A 20679-nucleotide genomic window follows, 5' to 3' on the forward strand; every position below is an offset into this window, starting at 1 on the left:
GTTTCGTTAACCATCCAGATACATTGGCTCTGGAAGTTGTGCACCTCCAAACGTACGGAGATTGCAGTCAGAACAACTTTCCAATAACCAGATGAAGGAAGAGCCATGTTGAAAGCGCGGAGGGCGCGTGCGCGCGCCTTGTGGGGTGGATTGATTGTGTTGACGGCTGCCGCCGTCTTGGTGGCCGGATGTGGGGGGGCAGACCCTGAACCCGCCGACACCGTTTTCAACCATGGCTATGTCTACACGGTAGACGCGTCGAACTCGGTCAAGCAAGCCGTTGCCATTCGCAAAGGACTGGTGGTCTATGCTGGCACAGACGATGGTGCCAAAAAATTCATAGGTAGCGCCACCAAGGTCATTGACCTGGGCGGACGCATGTTGATGCCCGGTTTTGTCGATGGCCACTTGCATCCTATCGGCGGGGGACGTGCACTGCTCTTGTGCAACCTGAACTACGCCACATTGACACGCGCCCAGATGCGCACGCAGATCCAGGCCTGCCTGGACGCTTCGTCCAATAAAGAACCTGATGGCTGGCTGGAAGTGGTCAATTGGGCGCGCCAGGCTACACAGTCGGTTGATGCCGATCCAGACAAGTCCACCTTGGACGCACTCTCCACCAGTCGACCCATCCTGGTACGCTCTTCGGACTTCCATTCCGTGCTGGCCAACTCGCGCGCGCTGGCTTTGGCCGGGGTCACCAGGAACACACCAGACCCTGCGGGCGGGTCGTATGCGCGGGACGCGCAAGGCAACCCAACAGGTATTTGCGAAGATACCGCCAGCTTCGCCGTGGCAGCCCTGATTCCGCCCGACAGCGACGCAGACATTCTGGCGCAGGGCCGTGCGGCACTCGACGCAATGCGCCGCCAAGGTGTCACTACCTTCATGGATGCGGCAGCAGGTGACACCCAGGGCAAGACCTTCAGCACCTTGCAAAAGAACGGCGAACTGACCGCACGCGGATTCTTCGCCATCCAGCTGAGTGTGGATGACGCCACAGCCGACCCCGTTGCCACGGTGGCAGCCGCCAAGGCCTTGGCGGCCAAGTACGACCAAGGTCCGTCCAAGGCTGCGCCGGGCATCAACTTCCATAACCTGAAGATGTTTGGTGATGGAGTGGTCAATGCCCCCGCCGACACAGGAGGCCTGCTGACTCCGTACAACATGAATATCGGCACCGCCAATGCACCTAACTGGGTGCCAAGCACCAACTCGGGCAAGGTGTATTTCTCACCCGCAGTACTCAAGCCCCTGATGGCGGAAATTGCGAAGTCTGGAATGGACCCACACGTCCACGCCACGGGTGAACGTACCGTGCGGCAGACATTGGATGCCATCGAATATGCGCGCCAGCAGGTGCCCAACACGAGCTTCCGCCCCGTGATTGCGCACAACGAAACGGTCGATACCGCGGACTATGGGCGCTACAAAGCGCTGGGCGTCATGGCGTCGTTCTCCTTTCAATGGGCGCAGCAAGCGCCTTACTCCACCGGCGAAACCGAGCACCACCTCGGCCCTGATCGTTTCGCCCGCATGGAACCCTTTGGCAGCCTGCATAACGCGGGCGCCCGGGTGGGTTACGGCAGCGATTGGCCCATCGATCCCTTCGATGAAATGCTGGCTCTGAAGATAGGCGTCACCCGTTCGGGCGACCCCACGAACCCGAATAGCTACGGCCCCGATCTGGCTGGCAAGATCAACAACGACCCGGCGCTATCGCGGCAGGATGCGTTGCGCGCCATCACGATGAATTCCGCCTACCAGCTCCGCATGGAAGACAAGATCGGCTCCATCGAAGTCGGCAAGTATGCGGATTTGATCGTGCTCGACAAGAACTTCATGCAGGTGCCTGACGACGAACTGGCACGCAACAAGGTGCTCATGACCATGGTGGGCGGCTCGGTGGTGTGGGCGCTGGATCCGTTTGTCAGCGGACCCAACCCGTCTGCAAACTTCATGCCTCAAAAGGCGCAGAGCCTGAATATGGGTGCATCCGTCGGGCACGAAGCCTCGCTGCCCAGGCATGTGATGGGCTGGGAGATACTGCGGACCCTCAGGCAGAGGATCAATTAATCCACGGCCCGGCGCAGTCGCCGAACGCGACCGCCGGGCTGCCGCGGCAGGCTGGTCAACTGGCTTTGAGGAAGATGTCGCGGTCGGGCGCGAAGTTTTCGTGCAAAGGCAGCAACGCGCCACCCAGGGCGCGGGCATCGGAGCCTATGCTGCCTTCCACCAGCGTGGCCGGCCACAGACCTTCCCAGTCGTAATGGGACAAGGCGGCTTCGGTGTGGTCTATCAAGCGGGTGAGCATGGCGCGTGAGAAAGAGCCGTCAATCACCACTGCATCGATATCCAGAAACGCAGTGCCGCTGACCACGCATTGCGCCAGTGCCAGTGCCGCGCTGGAAATCCATACGTTGGTCATCTCCGCATAAGGGGCTTCGAGTGCCCGCTCATCGTAGGCGGCGGTGGGGTCCAGACCGCGTTCGCGAAAACTCTGCTCCAGCTCCCACAGCGAGGCGTGGGCAATCAGTTGCTCCGGCATGCCCTTGCCGGTGGATACCTGCAGGGGCAACGAAGCGACCGCACCGGCATTGCCGTGCACGCCGTTGTGCAGGTGCGAGTTGATGACCAGTCCGCCCCCCACAAAGGTATCCACAAACAGGTACAAAAAGCTTTTCAAGTCCCGCCCGCGCCCGGCCACCAGTTCGGCCACGCAGGCTGCGGATGTGTCACGGGCGAAGCTGACCGGCGCATCGGTAAACGACTGCACCTGGGCGCACAGGTCGATATGGTTCCACTCGTGCGACACGGCAGGTGGCAGGCCCAGCATTTTGTGCCAGCCCCCCAGGTTGAAGGGTGCTGCCAGGCCAATGCCGATCAGGCGCAGGGCCAAGGCACCCAGACCATCCTGTATGGCAGCCATGTGTTGTTTGATGGCGGGCAGCAGGGTCTGCGCGTCCGGGAATGCATAGGGCAGGGTTTCACGTCGGCGCACGGCGCCCGTGAAGTCGACCAACAACAGATCTGCGCTGCGGCGGCCAATCTTGATGCCCAGCGAAAACGCACCGTCCGGGTTCAGCGCCATGGGCACCGAGGGTTGGCCAATGCGGCCGCGTAAGGGCTCGTGGCGGATCAACAGCCCGTCTTCTTCCAGGCGGCTGGTGATCAGGCCGATGGTCTGCGCGGTCAGGCCGGTGAGTCGCGCCAGCTCCGCCTTGGGGCAGCTGCCATTGAGCCGGATGGCTTGCAACACCACCCGCTCGTTGAACTGGCGCATGCCCACATGGTTGGAGCCACGCGGGCGCAGCACCTGGGGCATACCCGAACGGCCACTGCCTGGGTCAAGGATGGGGCTTTCGGGTGTATCAACAAGGCTCATGGACGCAGATTTTCTCCTATGACGCCCTTGCGCAGCAAAAAGTTTCCAAACGGCTGTTGCTCGCCCGTAAGAACCACGGCAAATGCTCCCATGGTGCGTTCGTAAAAAGCATAGCGTTCAATCGCCTCGGCCGACTGACCCTGCCGAAAGCTGGGCTCCAGCTGGGACAGCACTTCGCGCTGCAAGGCCGAGCGATAGCCCGCAGGCTGGTTGCTCACATGCATGTAGCCCACCGGATGCACTTCATCCGCCACCAGGGGCAGCAGCGAACTCACCGCCGCCACGGCACGCGCCATGCCGATACCAGGCAGGCGGATCAGGGGCTTGTCCTTGGTGTAACGCACGGCGGTGAAGTTGGCATCGGCCAGCACGATGGCGTCGTCATGGCCCATCTCCATCAGCACCTTGAGCAGTTCCGGCGTCAGAACCGGGTCAATTCCTTTGAGCATGGGTATTCCTAGTGGGCCAGAGCGTCTTCGGGCAGTTCGCTGGCGGACTTGGCGCCCGTCATCACGGCCACCGTATCGCTCATGCTGATCTTCTTGGGATTGACCACCGCGGCACGCTTGCCCAGGCGGGCGATGTGGATGCGGTCGGCCACTTCGAAAACGTGGGGCATGTTGTGCGAAATCAGCACCACGGGCAGGCCTTTGTCGCGCACGCGGCGAATCAGCTCCAGCACCATATTGCCTTCCTTCACACCCAACGCGGCAGTCGGCTCATCCATGATGACCACGTGCTGGGCAAAGGCTGCGGCGCGCGCCACCGCGACGCACTGGCGCTGACCGCCGGAGAGCGTTTCCACCGCCTGCGTCATGGAGCGTATGCCCACCTTGAGGTCGTTCATGCGGGAGATGCTTTCTTCCAGCATGCGCTTCTTGTCGATGAATCCCAGGCTGCCCAGGAAGCCTGGGCGGCGCAGCTCGCGACCGAGGAACAGGTTCTCTGCAATGGTCATGGCCGGTGCCACGGCCAGGTCCTGGTAGACCGTTTCGATGCCGGCGCGGCGGGCATCGATTGGGCTGCGGAACTGGATGGTTTGCCCATCCAGCTGGATTTCACCCTCGTCGGGGATGGTGGCACCCGAGAGGCATTTGATCAGGCTGGACTTGCCGGCACCGTTGTCGCCGATGACGGCCAGGATTTCCCCGGCGCGCAGCTCGAAGTCGGCGCCGTCCAGGGCAGTCACCTGGCCGTAGCGCTTGATCAGGCCCTTGGCCCGCATCACGATGGGAGTGGAAGAGTCAGGGGCGCTCATTAGCGTGCTCCTTTGCGGGACATTTGGTCGGTGGCAACGGCCAGAATCACCAAGATGCCGGTTACCAGGATTTGATAGACGGAGGACACGCCAATCAGCGTGAGGCCGTTGCGGAACACGCCCACAATCATGGCGCCCACCAGGGTGCCCAGAATGATGCCGCGGCCGCCAAACAGGCTAGTGCCGCCCAGCACCACAGCAGTGATGGCGTCCAGGTTTTCGGTCTGCCCGGCGTTGGGGTCACCGGCTCCGGTGCGGGCCACCGACAGCATGGAAGCAATGCCGTAGAACACGCCAGCCAGCACATACACCCCCAGGAGCACGCGGTCCGTGCTGATACCGGTCAGGCGGGTGGCCTCGGGGCTGTTGCCCACGGCATAGACGTGGCGGCCGGCAGCGGTTTCGCGCAGCCAGATCCAGATCACGGCGTACAGGGCCAGCATCAGGATGGCGCCGTAGGCAATGTTGGTATCACCCAGCTTGAGGGTGTTGCCCAGCCAGTTCATGCCGTCCGGGATGTTGGTGATAGTTTGCGCGTGGGAATACAGCTGGGTGCAGGCAAAGGCGATGTTGAGGGTACCCAGCGTCACAATGAACGGAGGCAGCTTGATGCGGGTGACCAGGAGGCCATTGATCAGGCCGAACAGGGCGGTCGCCGCGATGCCACAGGCTATGGCCACGGGCGCCGACAGGCCGTAGTCGGCTGCGAATTTGGTCATGACGATGCTGCCCAGCGCCATTACCATGCCGCAGGACAAGTCGATGCCGGCGGTCAGGATCACCAGTGTCTGGCCGATGGCAATCACCCCCACCACCATGACCTGTTGCAGGATCAGGGAGAAGTTCTGGGTGGACAGAAAGCGGTCGCTTTGGGTCGCGAAGAATATGCACGCAATCAGCAGCGCGATAAACGGTCCCAGGGTGGCGATCGGGGGAAGTTTGGAGGTTTTGGTGTTCATGGTTTGGCGTGGCTCGCGTTGGAGGTTGTCCTGCTCACGTTGAATCCGGATCGGGGTACCAGCACACGGTACCGACGCCGGAAAGACTGCCGACAAGCAGCCCTTCCGGTCTTCAGCTTACAGGTGGGGAATTACTTGTTGCCCCAGCACAGGTCGGTACCAACCTTCACGTCCTTGCTGTCCACGCCCTTGATGGCCTTCGCAGCGATCAGGGTCACGCCGGTGTCGGTGTAGCCGCTTTGACGCTTGCCGTCCTTGGCGTATTGCACGCCGGCAGCCACACCCATGGCGGCCATCTTCAGGGGGTATTGCTGCGAGGTTGCGGCGATCACGCCAGCGCCCACGTTCTTCACACCTTCGCAGCCGCCGTCGACCGAGACGATGACCACATCCTTTTCCTTGCCAGCGGCCTTCAGAGCCTTGAAGGCACCAGCGGCGGCGGGTTCGTTGATGGTGTAGACGACATTGATGTTGGGGTTCTTCTGCAGGCAGTTTTCCATGCCGGTCTGACCCTTGGCGGCATCACCGAAGCTGTCGGCCATGCAGACCACCTCGGCAGGTTGGGCCAGCTCATTGCTCTTGGCATCCAGGCTCTTCAGGCCATAGCCTTGCAGGAAGCCGTTGTGGCGTTGTGCGCCCACGGGGTGGCCGGGGAACAGGTCCAGCGTGGCGATCACGGGCTTCTTGCCGTTCAGGGCAGCCTTGGCGTACTGGCCGATCAGTTCGCCGGCCTTGTAGTTGTTGGTGGCAAACAAGGCGTCAGCGCCTTCGAAGGGGCTGTCCAGCGCAATCACTTGCACGCCCTGGGCCTGGATCTTCTTGACGGTGGGGATGATGGCGTCGCCAGAGGATGTGATCAGGATGGTCTTGGCACCAGCGGCAACCATGTTTTCCATGGCGCTGATCTGGCCGGCGGTGTCGCCGTCCTGCTTGCCCGCAGCGCTGATGAGCTTGGCGCCCGCCTTCTTGGCTTCGGCTTCAGCGCCTTCCTTCATCTTCACGAAGAAGGGGTTGCTGTCGGTCTTGGTGATCAGGCCGATCACGGTTTCTGCGGCGAAGGCAGAAGAGGCAGCGGAAGCTGCAAAAGCGATGGCGGTCAGGGCCAGGGTGGTGGATTTTTTCAAGCTCGTTCTCCTCGAATGAATGTCGTTGGATCGTGGGTAATCAGGGATTGGAGGTCCCTGGGTTCATACGCTTTACGTCTTAGCGTGGCTGGACTATATTCGCTCCAGACTAATTAAATCAAGTTACTTTAGTAATGGAAAACCCTAGTATGGTGCAAAAAAATATGCAAATCCAGGTAGCCACGGCAGGCGAAGCCCTGATCGACATGATCCGCAATCCCGACGGGCGTTATGAGCCTTGTCTGGGCGGCGCGGTCTACAACCTGACCCGTGCCCTGGCGCGGCAGAGTATTGAAACCCTGTACCTCAACCCGCTCTCGCGCGACCGCTTTGGGCGCCAGTTGGCCGAGGGGCTGCTGGCTGACGGCGTGCATCTGGCGCGCCCGGAGCCCGTGGTGGAAGTGACCTCATTGGCCGTGGTCAGCGTCGACGATGCCGGCCATCCTGACTATGCGTTCTATCGCGAAGGCGTGGCCGATCGCGCCACTGATGCCGTGCGCCTGACCCAGGCCTGTGAGGCGGCACCGGCGCTGCAAGTGGTCTGCACGGGCGCGCTGGCGCTATCGCCCGACGACGCCGGCATCTACCTGCCCTGGCTGGCCGGACAGCGCGACTCCGGCAAAGTGGTGGTGATTGATGCCAATCTGCGGCCGTCCGTCATGCCAGACCTGCCGCGCTACCGGGCCCATGTGCTCAACACCCTGCAATACGCCGATGTGATCAAAGTCAGCGATGAAGACCTGGACAACCTGGGCATGGCGGGCGCTACCGCCCTGGACCAGGCCCGCAACCTGCTGGGGCAGTGTGATGCGCGCGTGATTGCGCTCACCCGGGGCGGCGCGGGTGCCAACCTGCTCACCCGGGCTGGCGCCGTGTTCCATGCCCGGGAGTCTGCGCCGCTTGCGGTGGTGGACACGGTGGGTGCCGGAGACTGCTTCCTGGCCGGTCTGGTCACGGCCATGCTGGAGGCGGGCTTGGCTGCGGACTGGGGCAGTGCGGAAGTGAACGCTTCGGTGGCACAACGGCTGCTGCAAAATGCCATCGCCAGTGCCAGCATCTGTGTGCAGCGCCGCGGCTGCGTGCCCCCCAGCCGGCAAGAGGTGCTGGCCCATGTGGCCAGCGGGCGGATTGCCAGCGGCACGGGAACCGGAGAACCGCAATGACACACACCACACTACCCGCTGAAGTCCTGCTGCGTGCACAAGCGCTGCTCGCCAGCGGGCAGCGCAAGATTCTGGGAATTGCCGCCGCCCCCGGCGCCGGCAAGTCGACCCTCGCAGAAGGACTGCTGCTGGCGCTGGGCGACAAGGTGCAGGTTGTGCCCATGGACGGGTTCCACCTGGCCAATTCCGAGCTGCATCGCCTGGGTCGCGCAGGCCGCAAGGGTGCACCGGATACCTTTGACGCAGCAGGCTATGTGAACCTGCTGCACCGCATCCGCAACCAGCAACCCGGCGAAACCATTTACGCGCCCGAATTCCGCCGCGATCTGGAAGAAGGCATTGCTGGCGCGGTCGCCATCGAGGCCAGCACCCAGCTGATCATTACCGAGGGCAATTACCTGCTGATGGAAGACGGTGCCTGGGCCGGAGTTCGCGCTCTGCTGGATGAAGCCTGGTACCTGGACATCGCCCACTCGCTACGACACCAGCGTCTGCTGGAGCGTCATGTGCGTTTTGGCCGCAGCCACCAGCAAGCGCTGGATTGGATAGAACAGACAGACGAACCCAATGCGATACGCATAGCGGCTGCGCGTCACCGTGCCAGTTGGGTCGTCCAGAGCTAGACTTCTGATCAAATCTGATGGAGTTCATCATTTTTATCGTTTTTATTTGACCATTTGGATAGAAATTCCCCCGTATGGGGGATATCAAACTGGACAGGCTCCCGGTAAAGTTCATCCAACTGCTGTCACAGTCCAAAAAAATGAAGATCCGCTAGCCAAAAGGCGGACTTCCTACAAATCCAACGACGTCCCTTCGGGGACTTTTAAAGCCACCGCAAGGTGGCTTTTTTTTGTGCCGTTGCGGATTCAGTACCATGCAGGTATTCATCAAATGAGAGGGGAGACATGAAGAACCTCAAAATTGCACACCGCCTGTATTTCATCGTGGGCCTGTCGGCTGCCGTGATGATCGGGTTGGCCCTTATCAACTGGTCTGTGCTCAGTCGCCTCTCCGCCTTGCAGGACCAGGGCGTCACCAAGGCCCAACTGGCTTCCGACATCAAGCACGACTCCAACCTGGGTGCCCAGGCCTACCGGGTCATTGCGGACACCTACATCAACCGGAACTTCGATGAGGTGCACAAGAAATGGCAGGAAATCAACAAGGAAATCGACGACTCCTTTGCCATGGCTTCCGCAGGTGCCGATACATCGGAGAAGAAGGCCCTGCTTGCGGATGCTGTTGCGGCTATCAAGGAAATTCGCACCCTGTACGAAGGCCAATATCTGGAGCTATCCAAGAAGAATGTTCCCCAGAGTGAAATGGGCTCTGTCGATGACGCCGTGGACAAGCAGATTGACCGCTTCGATGTTGCATACAACAAGTACTACGAGCTGGTGTCCAAGGAAGCCAAGGATCTGGACAAACAGTTTGATGCGGAGTCCAAGGGCGCGCGCATCTGGATCGCAGCGTCCATTCTGGTGGGCGGACTGTTTCTGGTGGCATTGACCCAATTCATTTCCAGAAGCATCACCTCGCAGCTGGGCATGGAACTGGCCGAGGCCACCGTGCTGGCGCACCAGATTGCCGAGGGCGACCTGACCCACAGCTTCACCGATGGAAGCACCCAAAGCGGCAGCCTGGCCAGCGCGTTTGACCACATGCTGTCCACGCTGAGGTCCATCGTCGTCAACGTACGCCAGGGCTCGGACACGGTAGCCACATCCAGCACCGAGATTTCGCAAGGCAACAACGATTTGTCCGAACGCACCGAGCAGCAAGCCAGCGCACTGGAAGAAACCGCCTCGTCCATGGAGCAGCTAGGCTCGCAGGTGGTGCAGAACGCCGAGCGTGCCCGCGAAGCCAATGCGCTTGCGCTCAAGGCTTCCGGTGTGGCCACTTCCGGCGGGGACGTAGTGGGTCAGGTGGTGGAGACCATGAAGGGCATCAACGAGTCCTCACGCAGGATCAGCGACATCATCAGCGTGATTGACGGCATCGCTTTCCAGACCAACATACTGGCCCTGAACGCGGCGGTGGAGGCTGCACGCGCGGGCGAGCAAGGGCGCGGCTTTGCCGTGGTGGCTTCCGAAGTCCGCAGCCTGGCCGGTCGCAGTGCCGAGGCCGCCAAGGAGATCAAGACACTGATCAATGCCAGCGTGGAGCGTGTGGAGCAAGGCACGGCCCTGGTGGACCGCGCGGGTGTGACCATGGCCGAGATCGTGGCCAGCATTCAACGCGTCACCGAAACCATGGGCGCCATCACCACCGCCAGCGCCGAGCAGTCCGCGGGCGTGGCCCAGGTGGGCGAAGCCGTGCACCGCATGGACCAGACCACCCAGCAGAACGCGGCCTTGGTGGAGCAGATTGCGGCCGCCGCTGCCAGCCTCAAATCTCAGGCACAGGACCTGGTCCGGGTGGTTGCCACCTTCAAGCTCAACGATGCAGACGCGTTGCAAAAGGTGTCTGTGCGCAGACCCAATTCCAATGGCACCTTGGTGGCCGGCGTGGAGCGCAGGCGCAATCCCGCAGCCGCATGAAAAAAGGTCCGAGGGCCTGACGCCCACGGACCTTTGATTTGAAAACCTGAAAGACTTACTTGCCGGTCTTGAAAGCCGTGAAGGTGCGGGTCTGCACCTTGCGGATCGGTTGCGGCAAAGCGTCCGGCGCCACCATGGCCTTCATGACCGCGGGCTCCAGGAAGATGGTCTTGTTCTCGGCCACGTCCTTCTTCACGAACTTCAGAGAAGCCGCGTTGGGGTTGGCGTAGAACACCTTGTTGGTGAGTGACGCATCCACTTCAGGGCGCAGGATGTAGTTGATGAACAGGTGGGCGTTCTCCACATTCTGTGCGTCCTTGGGAATGGCCATGGAGTCAAAGAACAAGGTGGCGCCAGTCTTGGGCACCAGCGTCTGGATGACCACAGGCTTCTTGGTCTTGGCAGCGGCGGCACGGCTGGCAGCGATGTTGATATCGCCTGAGAAACCCATGACCAGGCAGGTCGCACCACTGGCCATTTCCTCGATGTAGCCGGATGACGAGAAGCGGGTCACGTAGGGACGGATGGCCTTGAGCACCTTGGCTGCGGCTTCGTAGTCGGCTGCGTCCTTGCTGTAGGGGTTCTTGCCTGCGTACAGCAGCGCGGCGGGCACCACCTCGGAGGCGGAATCCAGCACGCTGACGCCGCACTTCTTGAACTTGGATACGTACTCAGGGTTGAACAGCAGATCCCAGGCGTTTTCGGGCATGGGCTTGTCACCCAGTGCGGCCTTGACCTTGTCCACATTGATACCTACGGTCACATAGCCCCAGAGCCAGTCCACCAGGTATTCGTTGCCTGGGTCCACCTTGGCAAGCTGCTCCAGCACGCCCTTGTCCAGGTTGCCCCAGTTGGTGAGCTTGCTCTTGTCGAGCTTTTGCAGCAGACCACCTTCGATCTGGGTCTTGGCGAAGTGGGCACCGGGCACCACGATGTCATAGCCGGTCTTGCCCGCCAGCAGCTTGGCGTGCAGGATTTCGTTGCTGTCGTAGTTGTCGTAACGGACCTTGATGCCGGTTTCCTTCTCGAAGTTCTTGATGGTGTCTTCGGCGATGTAATCGGACCAGTTGTAGATGTTGAGCACCTTGGACGCATCGGCAGCGTGTGCGCCCGATGTCATCAAGGCCGCGCCCGACAGTGCAAGCACCAGCCCCAGCTTTTTAAATACCGTCTTCATATTTCCAAACCCTTTCATCAAGTTATTAAAGAAACGACCTACCGAATAAATCCTAACACCCGCTCGGGCGCAATATCGTTCAAGCAACGGGTGTGCCCGAGCGGGCATTCCCTTTGAAAACACGGTGCGCAATCCAGCGCCGGCAGGTAGGACGCATCGTTCTTCAGCCAGATCACCTGCGCCTTCGCGCTCAAGGGAGGCGTATGCAGCGGACTGCTGGAGCCAAACAACGCCACTTGCGGGATACCGAACGCGGCGGCCACGTGCATCAGACCCGAATCATTGCTGACCATGGCCTTGGCAGATGCAATCACCGCCAGCGCCTGGTCCAAGCTGGTGCGGCCTGACAAGTCCACACAGGCGCCGGGGCGGCTAGCCTGCGCGATGCGAGCGATCTCCGCGCACAATGCCGCTTCCTTGGGCGACCCCAGCAAAACGACGGGCAATGCCAGCTGCGCGGCCAGACCGGCGAAGTGCGAGGCGGGCCAACGCTTGGCCGGACCGTATTCGGCACCCGGCGCAAACACGTAATAGCCTCCGGGCATCAAGTCCAGGGCCTGCACCGCCTGCAAGCGCGCAGCCTCGTGCAACTGCAGTTGCGGCCGATCGGCCTCAGTGCCGGATTCGCCGCTCAGGGCGGAATAGAACGCCACCATGGGCGGGCGCTCACCTTTGGGCGGATTGGGCAGGCGCCGGTTGAGGATGCCCCAGCGCGCTTCGCCACGGTAGCCCACCCGTTTCGGGATGCTGGCCCACCAGGGAATCAGGGCGCTCTTGAGCGAGTTGGGGCAGACATAGGCCACATCAAACCGGCCATGCAAATGGGCGGCCATAGCCCGGCGGGCCTGCCATTGCAGACCGCCGTGGGCAAACGGGAATTCAATGACCTCGGCCACCTGCGGCATGGCGCGGTACACCGGCGCCACCCAGGGCAGTGCACCTACGGTCAGGCGTTCGCCCCTGGCATGCAGGCGACGCAGCAGTGGTTCGGTCATCACCGCATCCCCAATCCATTGGGGCGCGATGAGGAGCGAATCAGTGCCCGTGTTCGAAGTGTTCACCAGCCTTGAGCGCGTAGACCGTACCGCAATAGGGGCACTTGGCTTCGCCGGTGCGGCCCACGTCCAGGTATACCTTGGGGTGGGTGTTCCAGGTCTTCATGTGGGCCAGGGGGCTGGGGCAGAACACGCCGCCTTGGTGGTTCAGGTCCTTGGCCAGCAGTTCAATCTTGGATGGGGTGTTCGACATGGTGTATTCCTGTGGAAATGCTTCAGACCTTGCTCAGCCAGTGAGCGTATTTGGGGTTGCGGCCATTGACGATGTCAAAGAACGCGCTCTGGATTTTTTCCGTGATCGGGCCACGCGAGCCGCTGCCGATTTCCAGGCGGTCGATTTCGCGGATGGGCGTGACTTCGGCGGCTGTGCCGGTGAAGAACACCTCGTCGCTGATGTAGAGCTCGTCGCGGGTAATGCGCTTTTGCACCAGCTCCAGTCCCAGGTCCTTGCAGATGTGCAGCACGGTATTGCGGGTGATACCGTTGAGCGCGCCGGCGGAGAGGTCCGGCGTGTAGACCACGCCATCCTTGACCACGAACACGTTCTCGCCCGCGCCTTCGGAGACAAAGCCGCTGGCGTCCAGCAGCATAGCCTCGTCGTAACCGTCATCGGTGGCTTCCATATTGGCCAGGATGGAGTTGGTGTAGTTGCTCACCGCCTTGGCCTGGGTCATGGTGATGTTGACGTGGTGGCGGGTGTAGCTGGAAATCTTGACGCGGATGCCGCGCTTCATGCCCTCTTCACCCAGGTAGGCGCCCCAGGGCCATGCGGCCACCATCAGATGGATGGTATTGCCCTTGGGCGACACGCCCAGCTTCTTGTCGCCAATCCAGGTGAGCGGACGCAGGTAACCGGACTCCAGCTTGTTGTCGCGGATAACGGCCTTTTGCGCCTCATTGACCTGCTCCTTGGTGAACGGGATCTTCATGCGCAGAATCTTGGCGCTGTTGAAGAGGCGGTCGGTGTGTTCCTGCAACCGGAAGATGGCAGTAGAGCCATCGTCGCACTTGTAGGCACGCACGCCTTCGAACGCGCCGCAACCGTAGTGCAGCGTGTGGGTGAGCACGTGGATCTTGGCATCGCGCCAATCCACCATCTGGCCATCCATCCAGATTTTTCCATCGCGGTCTGACATGGAGGGAGGAATAGCGCTCATGGGTGTGTCCTTCGGTAGGTGGATTGCAATTTGGGCTGAATCCCGGATTTTACGGGGATGCAGGCCAGCGCACGGTCACCGACAGTCCTCCCAATTCTGCCGAACGGGCAATCTCTGCCTGGGCGCCCATCACCGCCAGCAGGCGCCGCACGATGGACCAGCCCAGACCGCTGCCGGGCTGGTCATTGCCCAGCACCCGGAAGAAGCGCTCCCCCAGGTGGGAAATGGCCTCGTCGCTCATGCCCGGGCCGCTGTCTTGCACCCGCAGGACCGGCACGCCGCCTTCCACGCACACCTGCGCCCGGATGCGGGCATGGGGCGGGCTGTAGCGCATGGCGTTGTCCAGCAGATTGCGCACCAACACCCCCAGCAGCACTTCCTGCGCCGCTACCGCGCAGGGCGTGTCGGCCAGCACCTCCACATCCTGCTGGCGCGCCAGCGCGCCCTGCGCGAGTTCTCCGGTCACGCGACGCAGCACGGCACTCAGGTCTACCCGGGTAGTCAGCGCCGCAGGCGCGGCCTCCAGCCTCGCCAGTGTGAGCAGCTGATCGACCAGACGGCTGGCCCGGTCGCAACCGGCCAGCGTGGTTTGCAGCGCATGGGTGCGTTCGGCCACGTCGTCTCCCGCCCCCAGCGCAACCTGTGCCTGGGCACGAATGGCCGCTATCGGGGTGCGCAGCTCGTGTGCCGCGTCAGCCGTAAAGCGGCGCTCGCTTTGCACCATGCGGCCTATGCGCTCCAGCAGGCCGTTGAGCGTCTCTACCAGCGGACGTAGCTCGCGCGGCATGCCATCCAATGGCACTGGTTCATCGGCCTGGGGCGCGCGCCTGTCCAGCATGGCGCGCAAATCATGCAGGGGCGCAAGCCCCTTGCGCACCGACCACCACAGCGCCAGTCCGAACAGCGGCAGAGCCAGCAGCAAAGGACGCAACAGGCTGCGCAGAAGCGCCCACAGAATGGCCTGACGCGAAGACACCTTCTCACCGACGAACACCGTGATGTCGTGCTCTTCCCCGCGTACCACCACGACGCGCCAAAGCTCGCCATCGCTGCGCCGTATGGTGCTGAACCCCACTTTCTGTGGTGCCATGGGCTCGGAGCCGACGTTGGAGGAACGCATGATCATCTGCCCTTCGACAAACACCTGGAACGCCACCTGGGGTGCGTACTTGTGCAACACCGGTGTATCAAACACGTCGTCGTGATCGCCCTGGGTCTGCACCATCAGCAGCGCCGCCGCCTGCGCCAGGTGGCCATCAAGCAACTCGTCGATTTCACCTTGCGCATCGCGCCAGGTGATCAGCGCGGAGCCCAGCCACACCGCAGCCGCGAACCCCAGCACCAGAATCATCAGCCGGGACTGCAGCGAGGCCTGCCGGGGGCGTTTCATGAGGCGGCCGGCTCGCGTTGCACGGTGTAACCCACACCACGCACAGTCTGTATCAAGTCAGCGCCCAGCTTGCGCCGCAGGTGATGGATGTGCACCTCGATGGCGTTGCTCTCCACCTCGTGGCCCCAGCTGTACATCTGCTGCTCCAGTTGTTCACGCGTGAGGACGCGCCCGACATTGCGCATCAGCGCATGCAGCAGATCGAATTCGCGGGTGGACAGCTGCACCAGTTCACCCTGGCAGCTCACGCTGCGGGCAGCAGCATCCAGCACCACGGTGCCAGCGCACAGGGTTTCCTGCACCTGCCCCAGCGAGCGCCGCACCAGCGAACGCAGGCGTGCCGCCAGTTCGATCAGGTCCACCGGCTTGATGACGTAGTCGTCAGCGCCGGAGTCCAGGCCCACCACCCGGTCGGGCACCGCATCGCGTGCGGTGAGCACCAGAATGGGCGTATCGATCTTGCGCGCGCGCAAATCCTTGAGCACATCCAACCCGTCTTTCAGCGGCAACCCCAGATCCAGCACGCCAGCGGCATAGACGCCGGTGGCGAGTTCCCGTTCCGCCGCCATGCCATCGCGCACCCAGTCGACCTGAAAACCAGCCTGGCGCAAGCCTGCGCGCAAGCCGTCACCCAGCATGTCATCGTCTTCGGCCAGCAGGATACGCATAGTGGGTCAGTGTTCCGTCTCGGTTGGCTTGCCCGCAGAATTGGCTACCCGCTCCATTTGTGCGGACTCCTGCACGGCGCTGGTGGCGTCGGCCTTGGGTGCACTTTGCCACTGTTGCCACCAGAAGGACAGCACCGCTGCAATCAGTGCCACGGCAATCACTGCCCAGCTGCGGCGTATGCCCTGTTCGGGCAGACCTGTCTTGTATCCGGTGACCATGGCGCGCGCCAGGTTTTCACGGTGCTGCCAGCTGGCGGTGACCACGCCCAGCAGGTGTCCAATCACCACCAGCAGCATGCCGTTGCCCAGTAGCTCGTGCAGCTCGGACAACCAGCCCGGACCGATGTCGTTGTAGGTGGCGTAACCCGTTGCCGCCAGCGCCAGCCCCATGAGCATGAGCAGCACAATGGCCACGGCCCCGGCCGGGTTATGGCCCAGATGGTGCTCCGGCTGCCCGGACCGGATCGACTTCAGATAGCGCAGCACGGCGGCAGGTCCGCGCACAAAGCTGCTGAAACGCGCATAGCGCGTGCCCACAATGCCCCACACCAGGCGAAACAGCAGCAAGCCGCCCAGGGTGTAGCCCAACGTCACATGCACCAGACGCCATTGCTCGCCTTCAGACGTGATGTAGGCGCCAGCAAAGCAAAACACCAGCAGCCAGTGGAACACCCGCACCGGTGCATCCCAGATGCGGATCTTCTGCAGTTTCTCGGAAGCTTCACTCATTTGGGGATACGCACCTGGTGTTCATTGAAATTGCCCTTGGCGGCTTCCGCATGGCAGGCCGAACAGTTGGACGGGCTGCCCACGGAAGCGCGCTTCCATACGCTGGCAGACACTTCGTCATGCTGGCGCACAAACCATTGTGCCTTGCTGATGCGGTCCTGGGCAGGTTCCTCGCCACCACGGCGACCGGTACCGGCGTGCGCCTCCAGCCAGGCGCTGATCTCGCGTGCCGTTGCCTCGTCCAACGACGCATCGGTGCCAAAGTGCTTGTGCAGATTGCCCATGATGCGCTGCCAGGAAGCCGCGGGCAGCAGGCCCGGGGGATAGGCTACGTGGCAAGACGAGCACTCCTGCTGGTGCCGCGCGTTGGGTGGGACGGCGTAGCCCTGGCTGGCGCCTGCAGTTTCGGCGAAGGACAGGCACAGCAACAGCGTGCCCGCCAGGACGGATAGTTTCTTCTTCATGGTGTCAGGCTCCAGCTTCAGGGTTTGAGGGAGAGCAGCCAAGTCAGCACATTGGCTTTTTCTGCCGGTGTGCACTCGCGACCGACCACGTCATTGCAATTGCGGCGAAACCACTTTTCGGTCTTGGCCGCATCGGTAAAGCGCTTGTCGTTGAAAGCCGGCGCCATGGGCTCAATCACCTTGCCGGTGGTGGCGTGCTTGCCCTGCACCGTGGGGTTGGCGGTGTGGCAGGTGGAGCAGCTCCAGTCCTTGCCGTGCTTGCTGGTGAAAAACTCCTTGCCTGCCGCAGCCTGGGCTGGCTGGCCCGACTGGGCGACATAGCCGGCAACCTGCTGCGCCGGGGTGGTCTGTGCCTGTGCGGCACCAGCACATAGGCCCAGGCCGAGAAGAGCGGAACTCAATAGAAACTTGCGTGTGAACATGGAACCTCCGATGGACTGCATCGTAGGCCGCGCAGATTAAACGCCGCTTAATGCTCGGGCGGCGCTTCTTCTTCCATGCTGCTGCGGGGGCGGTCGCTGTGCGAGACCTCCATGGCATCGGCTACATAGCCGGGCCCCTTCATCACCATCACCACGATGCAGCCGATGGCAATGGTGGCCACGGCGGTCCAGTGGAAGACCACCACGCCGACGACTACATAGTCCATGGTCTGCAGCCAACGCAGCTGCGCCGTGCTTTCCTGGTTGGTGAAAAGATGCAGAGCCACAGCCGCTGCCAGAGGGATGGCAGTGCCCACCAGGAAAATCAGCGGGAGCTTGCGCCACAACCTCCATTCCAGGCCACTGGCGCTGCGAACGGAGTTTGGAAGTTTGTTGAGCCAGCCCATGGCCAACATGTTACGCCAGTGAGCGCACCACCTGCATGGCCTCTTCGACTCGTTCTACGGCATGGATGGTCAGCCCCTCGATGGGCTTCTTGGGTGCATTGGCCTTGGGCACCACGGCCACGCTGAAGCCCAGCTTAGCGGCCTCCTTGAGGCGCTCCTGCCCGCGCGGCGCGGGGCGCACCTCACCAGCCAGACCCACCTCACCAAAGGCGATGAAGCCCTTGGGCAAGGGCTTGCCGCGCAGCGACGACGTGATGGAAAGCATGACCGCCAGATCGGCAGCGGGCTCGCTGATGCGCACACCGCCCACCGCATTCACAAACACATCCTGATCCATACAGGCCACGCCCGCATGGCGGTGCAACACGGCCAACAGCATGGCTAGCCGGTCCTTGTCCAGACCCACCGAGAGACGCCGCGGTGACGGGCCGCCGCTGTCCACCAGCGCCTGGATTTCCACCAGCAAGGGGCGCGTTCCTTCGAGCGTAACCATGACGCAGCTGCCGGGCACAGGCTCGGCATGCTGGCTCAGAAAAATGGCGCTGGGGTTGCTCACGCCTTTGAGACCTTTTTCCGTCATGGCAAACACGCCCATCTCATTGACCGCGCCAAAGCGGTTCTTGATGGCGCGCACCAGACGGAACTGGCTGTGCGTGTCGCCCTCGAAATACAGCACGGTGTCCACCATGTGCTCCAGCACGCGCGGGCCGGCCAGGGCACCGTCCTTGGTGACGTGGCCCACCAGCACGATGGCCGTGCCGCTGGACTTGGCCGCACGCGTGAGGTGGGCCGCGCATTCGCGCACCTGCGCTACCGAACCCGGTGCGCTGGTGAGCTGCTCGGAGTACACGGTCTGGATCGAGTCGATCACCGCCACATCGGGGCTGTGCGCTGTCAGCGTGGCCAGGATTTTTTCCAGCTGGATTTCGGCCAGTACCTTGACCTGCGATTTGTCCAAGCCCAGACGCCGCGAGCGCAGCGCCACCTGTGCGCCGCTCTCTTCACCCGTGACATACAAGGTACTCTTGCCCTGGCGCTGCAGCGAATCCAGCGCCTGCAACAGTAGCGTGGACTTGCCGATACCGGGGTCGCCGCCAATGAGCACCACACCGCCTTCGACCATGCCACCGCCCAGCACGCGGTCCAGTTCTTCGTGACCGGTGGGTGTGCGCTCCACATCGCTGGCTTCGATGTCTGCCAGCACCGCCACATCGGCGGTCTTGGCCAGGGATGCAAAGCGGTTCTTGGCCGGTGCGTCGCTGCCGGCGACGGATTCGATCAGGGTGTTCCAGGCATTGCAATGCGGGCACTTGCCCAGCCACTTGGGACTGGTGCCGCCGCACTCGTTGCAGGTGTAGATGCTTTTCTCTTTGGCCATGCAGCATGATACTGTATGAATCCACAGATACCCATTGCCAATCGCCCACAAAAAAGCCCGCCCGGCACATATGCGCTGGGCGGGCGAACTGCTTGCCTTCAGTTGTAGGTGTACTTGATGGTGTACGAGGTATTGAGGGTGACGGGCGTGGTGACATGCAGCGTGGCAGCGATATTGCCCACGTTGCCCGAGAAACTGCAGCTGTCGATGGTCAATGATCCACCCGCATTGGTCAGCGAGGTGATGGAGTTGTCTGTCGTGATACCGGAGCAGAAAGTGGACTGGTCCGCAGGTGCATGGATGCCCCCTATGGAAATCGACGTGGTGACGCCCATCACCGTGGTTTCCACCGTCAGGCTACCCGTGACGAACTGCCCCACATAGGTCGGTCCGTTGGAGACATTGATCTCGTACAACGCGCCCGAATCCAGGATCATCTCGTACTTGTAGCTGTCCGAAGCGTCGGTAAAGACATAGGCGGAGAACGGACTGGTCACCGCGCCATTGAGCGTAGGACTGGTCAAGGTCTTGCCCGAAAAACTCAGCGCAGTGGCGCTGCCGGTAAAGCATACGGACTGGCCATCGGCGTACTTGCCGCTGGTCCCGAAATAGGTCATCTTGGTTTCGCCGTTGGCACAGCTGGTGACCCCGGAACTTCCCGGGCCGGATACGGAACCGTAGGCGACAGTAAACGCGGTGCCAAAGCCGGTAAATGTGGCGTAGTTGCCGGCCTGTGCCGCGGCCAGCAGGGCCGCATAGGTTTGCGACTGGTTGGTCAATGCCGTCTTGATGGCTTCGAGCACGTCGTCCAGCAGCACGCCGTTCTGCGGCACGAATGCGGTAGTGAAAGGATTGACAGTGCCCAGGGTGCTTGTCATGCCCAGCGAACTGCTGACCGTGGTGAGTGCCGCATTCAGACTGGTTGCATTCACGCTGCTGAAAGCGGGGCTGGCAAACCAGGTCTGCGGCGCGGCACCCAGCATCTGGGCGACTACCAGATCGGTCAAGGGCGTGATGTTGACGGTGCCGAAGGACAGGGCGATGGAGTGATAGGGCGTGGTGTTGGCAGCACCACCGGCCGTGCCGCCGGACACCTGCACTGCGCAGGGCAAGGTCTGCCCGGAAGTGGTTACGCTCCAGCTGCCGCTGCTGCTGGTGGTGGTGTTCAGCGCGGAGCCGCCGGCACAGCTCACTTTCACCGAGCCGCTGACGATGGGCACACCCACCGCAGCCACGCCACTGAGGGTCGGACTGCTGCTGCCCCCACCGCAGGCAGCAAGCAACGCGGCGGCGGCCGCAAGACACATGAAGCGCAAAGCGCGAACCGATTGAATGACCATGGACCTCTCCCAAAATTGTTGAACGTTTCTCCCGTCTCCATTTTTCAGAGATGGGTT

At 62.1% G+C, this 20679-nt stretch carries 21 protein-coding genes; 4 read left to right on the forward strand and 17 right to left on the reverse strand.

Features of this window, described 5'->3' with window-relative positions; translation table 11 throughout:
• The first annotated feature begins 105 nt into the window (after positions 1–105).
• The gene (locus tag AC1RMF_RS09880; RefSeq protein WP_493141320.1) at positions 106–2079 is read left to right on the forward strand and encodes an amidohydrolase; all 1974 of its coding nucleotides are present in this window, start codon (positions 106–108) and stop codon (positions 2077–2079) included.
• A 55-nt stretch (positions 2080–2134) separates the two neighbouring features.
• On the opposite strand, the gene AC1RMF_RS09885 is transcribed toward AC1RMF_RS09880, so the two are convergent.
• The 5 genes from AC1RMF_RS09885 to AC1RMF_RS09905 all read right to left on the reverse strand — a co-directional run bounded on the left by AC1RMF_RS09885 (position 2135) and on the right by AC1RMF_RS09905 (position 6729).
• Positions 2135–3328 (reverse strand): ROK family transcriptional regulator, encoded by a 1194-nt coding sequence (locus AC1RMF_RS09885; RefSeq protein ID WP_493141570.1) that lies wholly within the window; start codon positions 3326–3328, stop codon positions 2135–2137.
• 56 nt (positions 3329–3384) lie between these two features.
• The gene (locus AC1RMF_RS09890) at positions 3385–3837 is read right to left on the reverse strand and encodes an RbsD/FucU family protein (protein ID WP_493141321.1); all 453 of its coding nucleotides are present in this window, start codon (positions 3835–3837) and stop codon (positions 3385–3387) included.
• 8 nt (positions 3838–3845) lie between these two features.
• Positions 3846–4646 carry an ATP-binding cassette domain-containing protein gene (locus tag AC1RMF_RS09895; RefSeq protein WP_342619720.1) on the reverse strand — a complete coding sequence of 267 codons (801 nt, stop codon included), beginning with the start codon at positions 4644–4646 and terminating at the stop codon, positions 3846–3848.
• Complete coding sequence (locus AC1RMF_RS09900; protein ID WP_342619721.1) at positions 4646–5605, reverse strand: ABC transporter permease; 960 nt, start codon at positions 5603–5605, stop codon at positions 4646–4648. Before AC1RMF_RS09900 ends, AC1RMF_RS09895 begins: the two co-directional genes overlap by 1 nt.
• A 131-nt stretch (positions 5606–5736) precedes the next feature.
• Positions 5737–6729: a substrate-binding domain-containing protein gene (locus AC1RMF_RS09905; RefSeq protein ID WP_342619722.1), complete on the reverse strand. Its 993-nt coding sequence runs from the start codon at positions 6727–6729 to the stop codon at positions 5737–5739.
• A 164-nt stretch (positions 6730–6893) separates the two neighbouring features.
• On the opposite strand from AC1RMF_RS09905, the gene AC1RMF_RS09910 reads away from it, so the two are divergent.
• The 3 genes from AC1RMF_RS09910 (at position 6894) to AC1RMF_RS09920 (ending at position 10435) form a co-directional block, all read left to right on the forward strand.
• On the forward strand, positions 6894–7892 hold the full coding sequence (locus AC1RMF_RS09910) for a PfkB family carbohydrate kinase (RefSeq protein ID WP_493141322.1): 999 nt from the start codon (positions 6894–6896) through the stop codon (positions 7890–7892).
• Entirely contained in the window at positions 7889–8515 is a 627-nt protein-coding gene (locus AC1RMF_RS09915; RefSeq protein WP_493141323.1) for a nucleoside/nucleotide kinase family protein, read from the forward strand. Before AC1RMF_RS09910 ends, AC1RMF_RS09915 begins: the two co-directional genes overlap by 4 nt.
• 285 nt (positions 8516–8800) lie before the next feature.
• Complete coding sequence (locus tag AC1RMF_RS09920; RefSeq protein WP_493141324.1) at positions 8801–10435, forward strand: methyl-accepting chemotaxis protein; 1635 nt, start codon at positions 8801–8803, stop codon at positions 10433–10435.
• Between the two features lie 55 nt (positions 10436–10490).
• Here the strand turns inward: AC1RMF_RS09920 and AC1RMF_RS09925 are convergent, their stop codons facing one another.
• The 12 genes from AC1RMF_RS09925 to AC1RMF_RS09980 form a co-directional block, all read right to left on the reverse strand.
• Positions 10491–11612, reverse strand: a complete 1122-nt coding sequence (locus tag AC1RMF_RS09925; protein WP_493141325.1) for a polyamine ABC transporter substrate-binding protein — start codon at positions 11610–11612, stop codon at positions 10491–10493.
• A 38-nt stretch (positions 11613–11650) separates the two neighbouring features.
• Positions 11651–12607 carry a lipopolysaccharide heptosyltransferase II gene (gene waaF / locus AC1RMF_RS09930; protein ID WP_493141326.1) on the reverse strand — a complete coding sequence of 319 codons (957 nt, stop codon included), beginning with the start codon at positions 12605–12607 and terminating at the stop codon, positions 11651–11653.
• A gap of 40 nt (positions 12608–12647) precedes the next feature.
• On the reverse strand, positions 12648–12860 hold the full coding sequence (locus AC1RMF_RS09935) for a zinc-finger domain-containing protein (RefSeq protein WP_342619728.1): 213 nt from the start codon (positions 12858–12860) through the stop codon (positions 12648–12650).
• A gap of 22 nt (positions 12861–12882) precedes the next feature.
• The gene (locus AC1RMF_RS09940; RefSeq protein WP_342619729.1) at positions 12883–13824 is read right to left on the reverse strand and encodes a branched-chain amino acid transaminase; all 942 of its coding nucleotides are present in this window, start codon (positions 13822–13824) and stop codon (positions 12883–12885) included.
• A gap of 49 nt (positions 13825–13873) precedes the next feature.
• Entirely contained in the window at positions 13874–15214 is a 1341-nt protein-coding gene (locus AC1RMF_RS09945) for an ATP-binding protein (protein ID WP_493141327.1), read from the reverse strand.
• Positions 15211–15882, reverse strand: coding sequence for a winged helix-turn-helix domain-containing protein (locus AC1RMF_RS09950; protein WP_342619731.1), 672 nt, complete (start codon positions 15880–15882; stop codon positions 15211–15213). Before AC1RMF_RS09950 ends, AC1RMF_RS09945 begins: the two co-directional genes overlap by 4 nt.
• Before the next feature lie 6 nt (positions 15883–15888).
• Positions 15889–16611 carry a cytochrome b/b6 domain-containing protein gene (locus tag AC1RMF_RS09955; RefSeq protein ID WP_493141328.1) on the reverse strand — a complete coding sequence of 241 codons (723 nt, stop codon included), beginning with the start codon at positions 16609–16611 and terminating at the stop codon, positions 15889–15891.
• Positions 16608–17075, reverse strand: a complete 468-nt coding sequence (locus AC1RMF_RS09960; protein WP_342619733.1) for a diheme cytochrome c — start codon at positions 17073–17075, stop codon at positions 16608–16610. The genes AC1RMF_RS09955 and AC1RMF_RS09960 overlap by 4 nt, the downstream gene beginning before the upstream one ends.
• A gap of 17 nt (positions 17076–17092) precedes the next feature.
• Complete coding sequence (locus AC1RMF_RS09965; protein WP_342619734.1) at positions 17093–17497, reverse strand: DUF1924 domain-containing protein; 405 nt, start codon at positions 17495–17497, stop codon at positions 17093–17095.
• Positions 17498–17544: 47 nt separating this feature from the next.
• Entirely contained in the window at positions 17545–17904 is a 360-nt protein-coding gene (locus AC1RMF_RS09970; protein ID WP_342619735.1) for a hypothetical protein, read from the reverse strand.
• 10 nt (positions 17905–17914) lie between these two features.
• A complete protein-coding gene (gene radA / locus AC1RMF_RS09975; RefSeq protein ID WP_342619736.1) occupies positions 17915–19282 on the reverse strand; it encodes a DNA repair protein RadA in 1368 nt (455 codons plus the stop codon).
• Positions 19283–19380: 98 nt separating this feature from the next.
• Positions 19381–20622 (reverse strand): hypothetical protein, encoded by a 1242-nt coding sequence (locus tag AC1RMF_RS09980; protein ID WP_493141329.1) that lies wholly within the window; start codon positions 20620–20622, stop codon positions 19381–19383.
• Positions 20623–20679 lie beyond the last annotated feature (57 nt).

The sequence above is a fragment of the Rhodoferax sp. GW822-FHT04A08 genome, assembly GCF_058801025.1.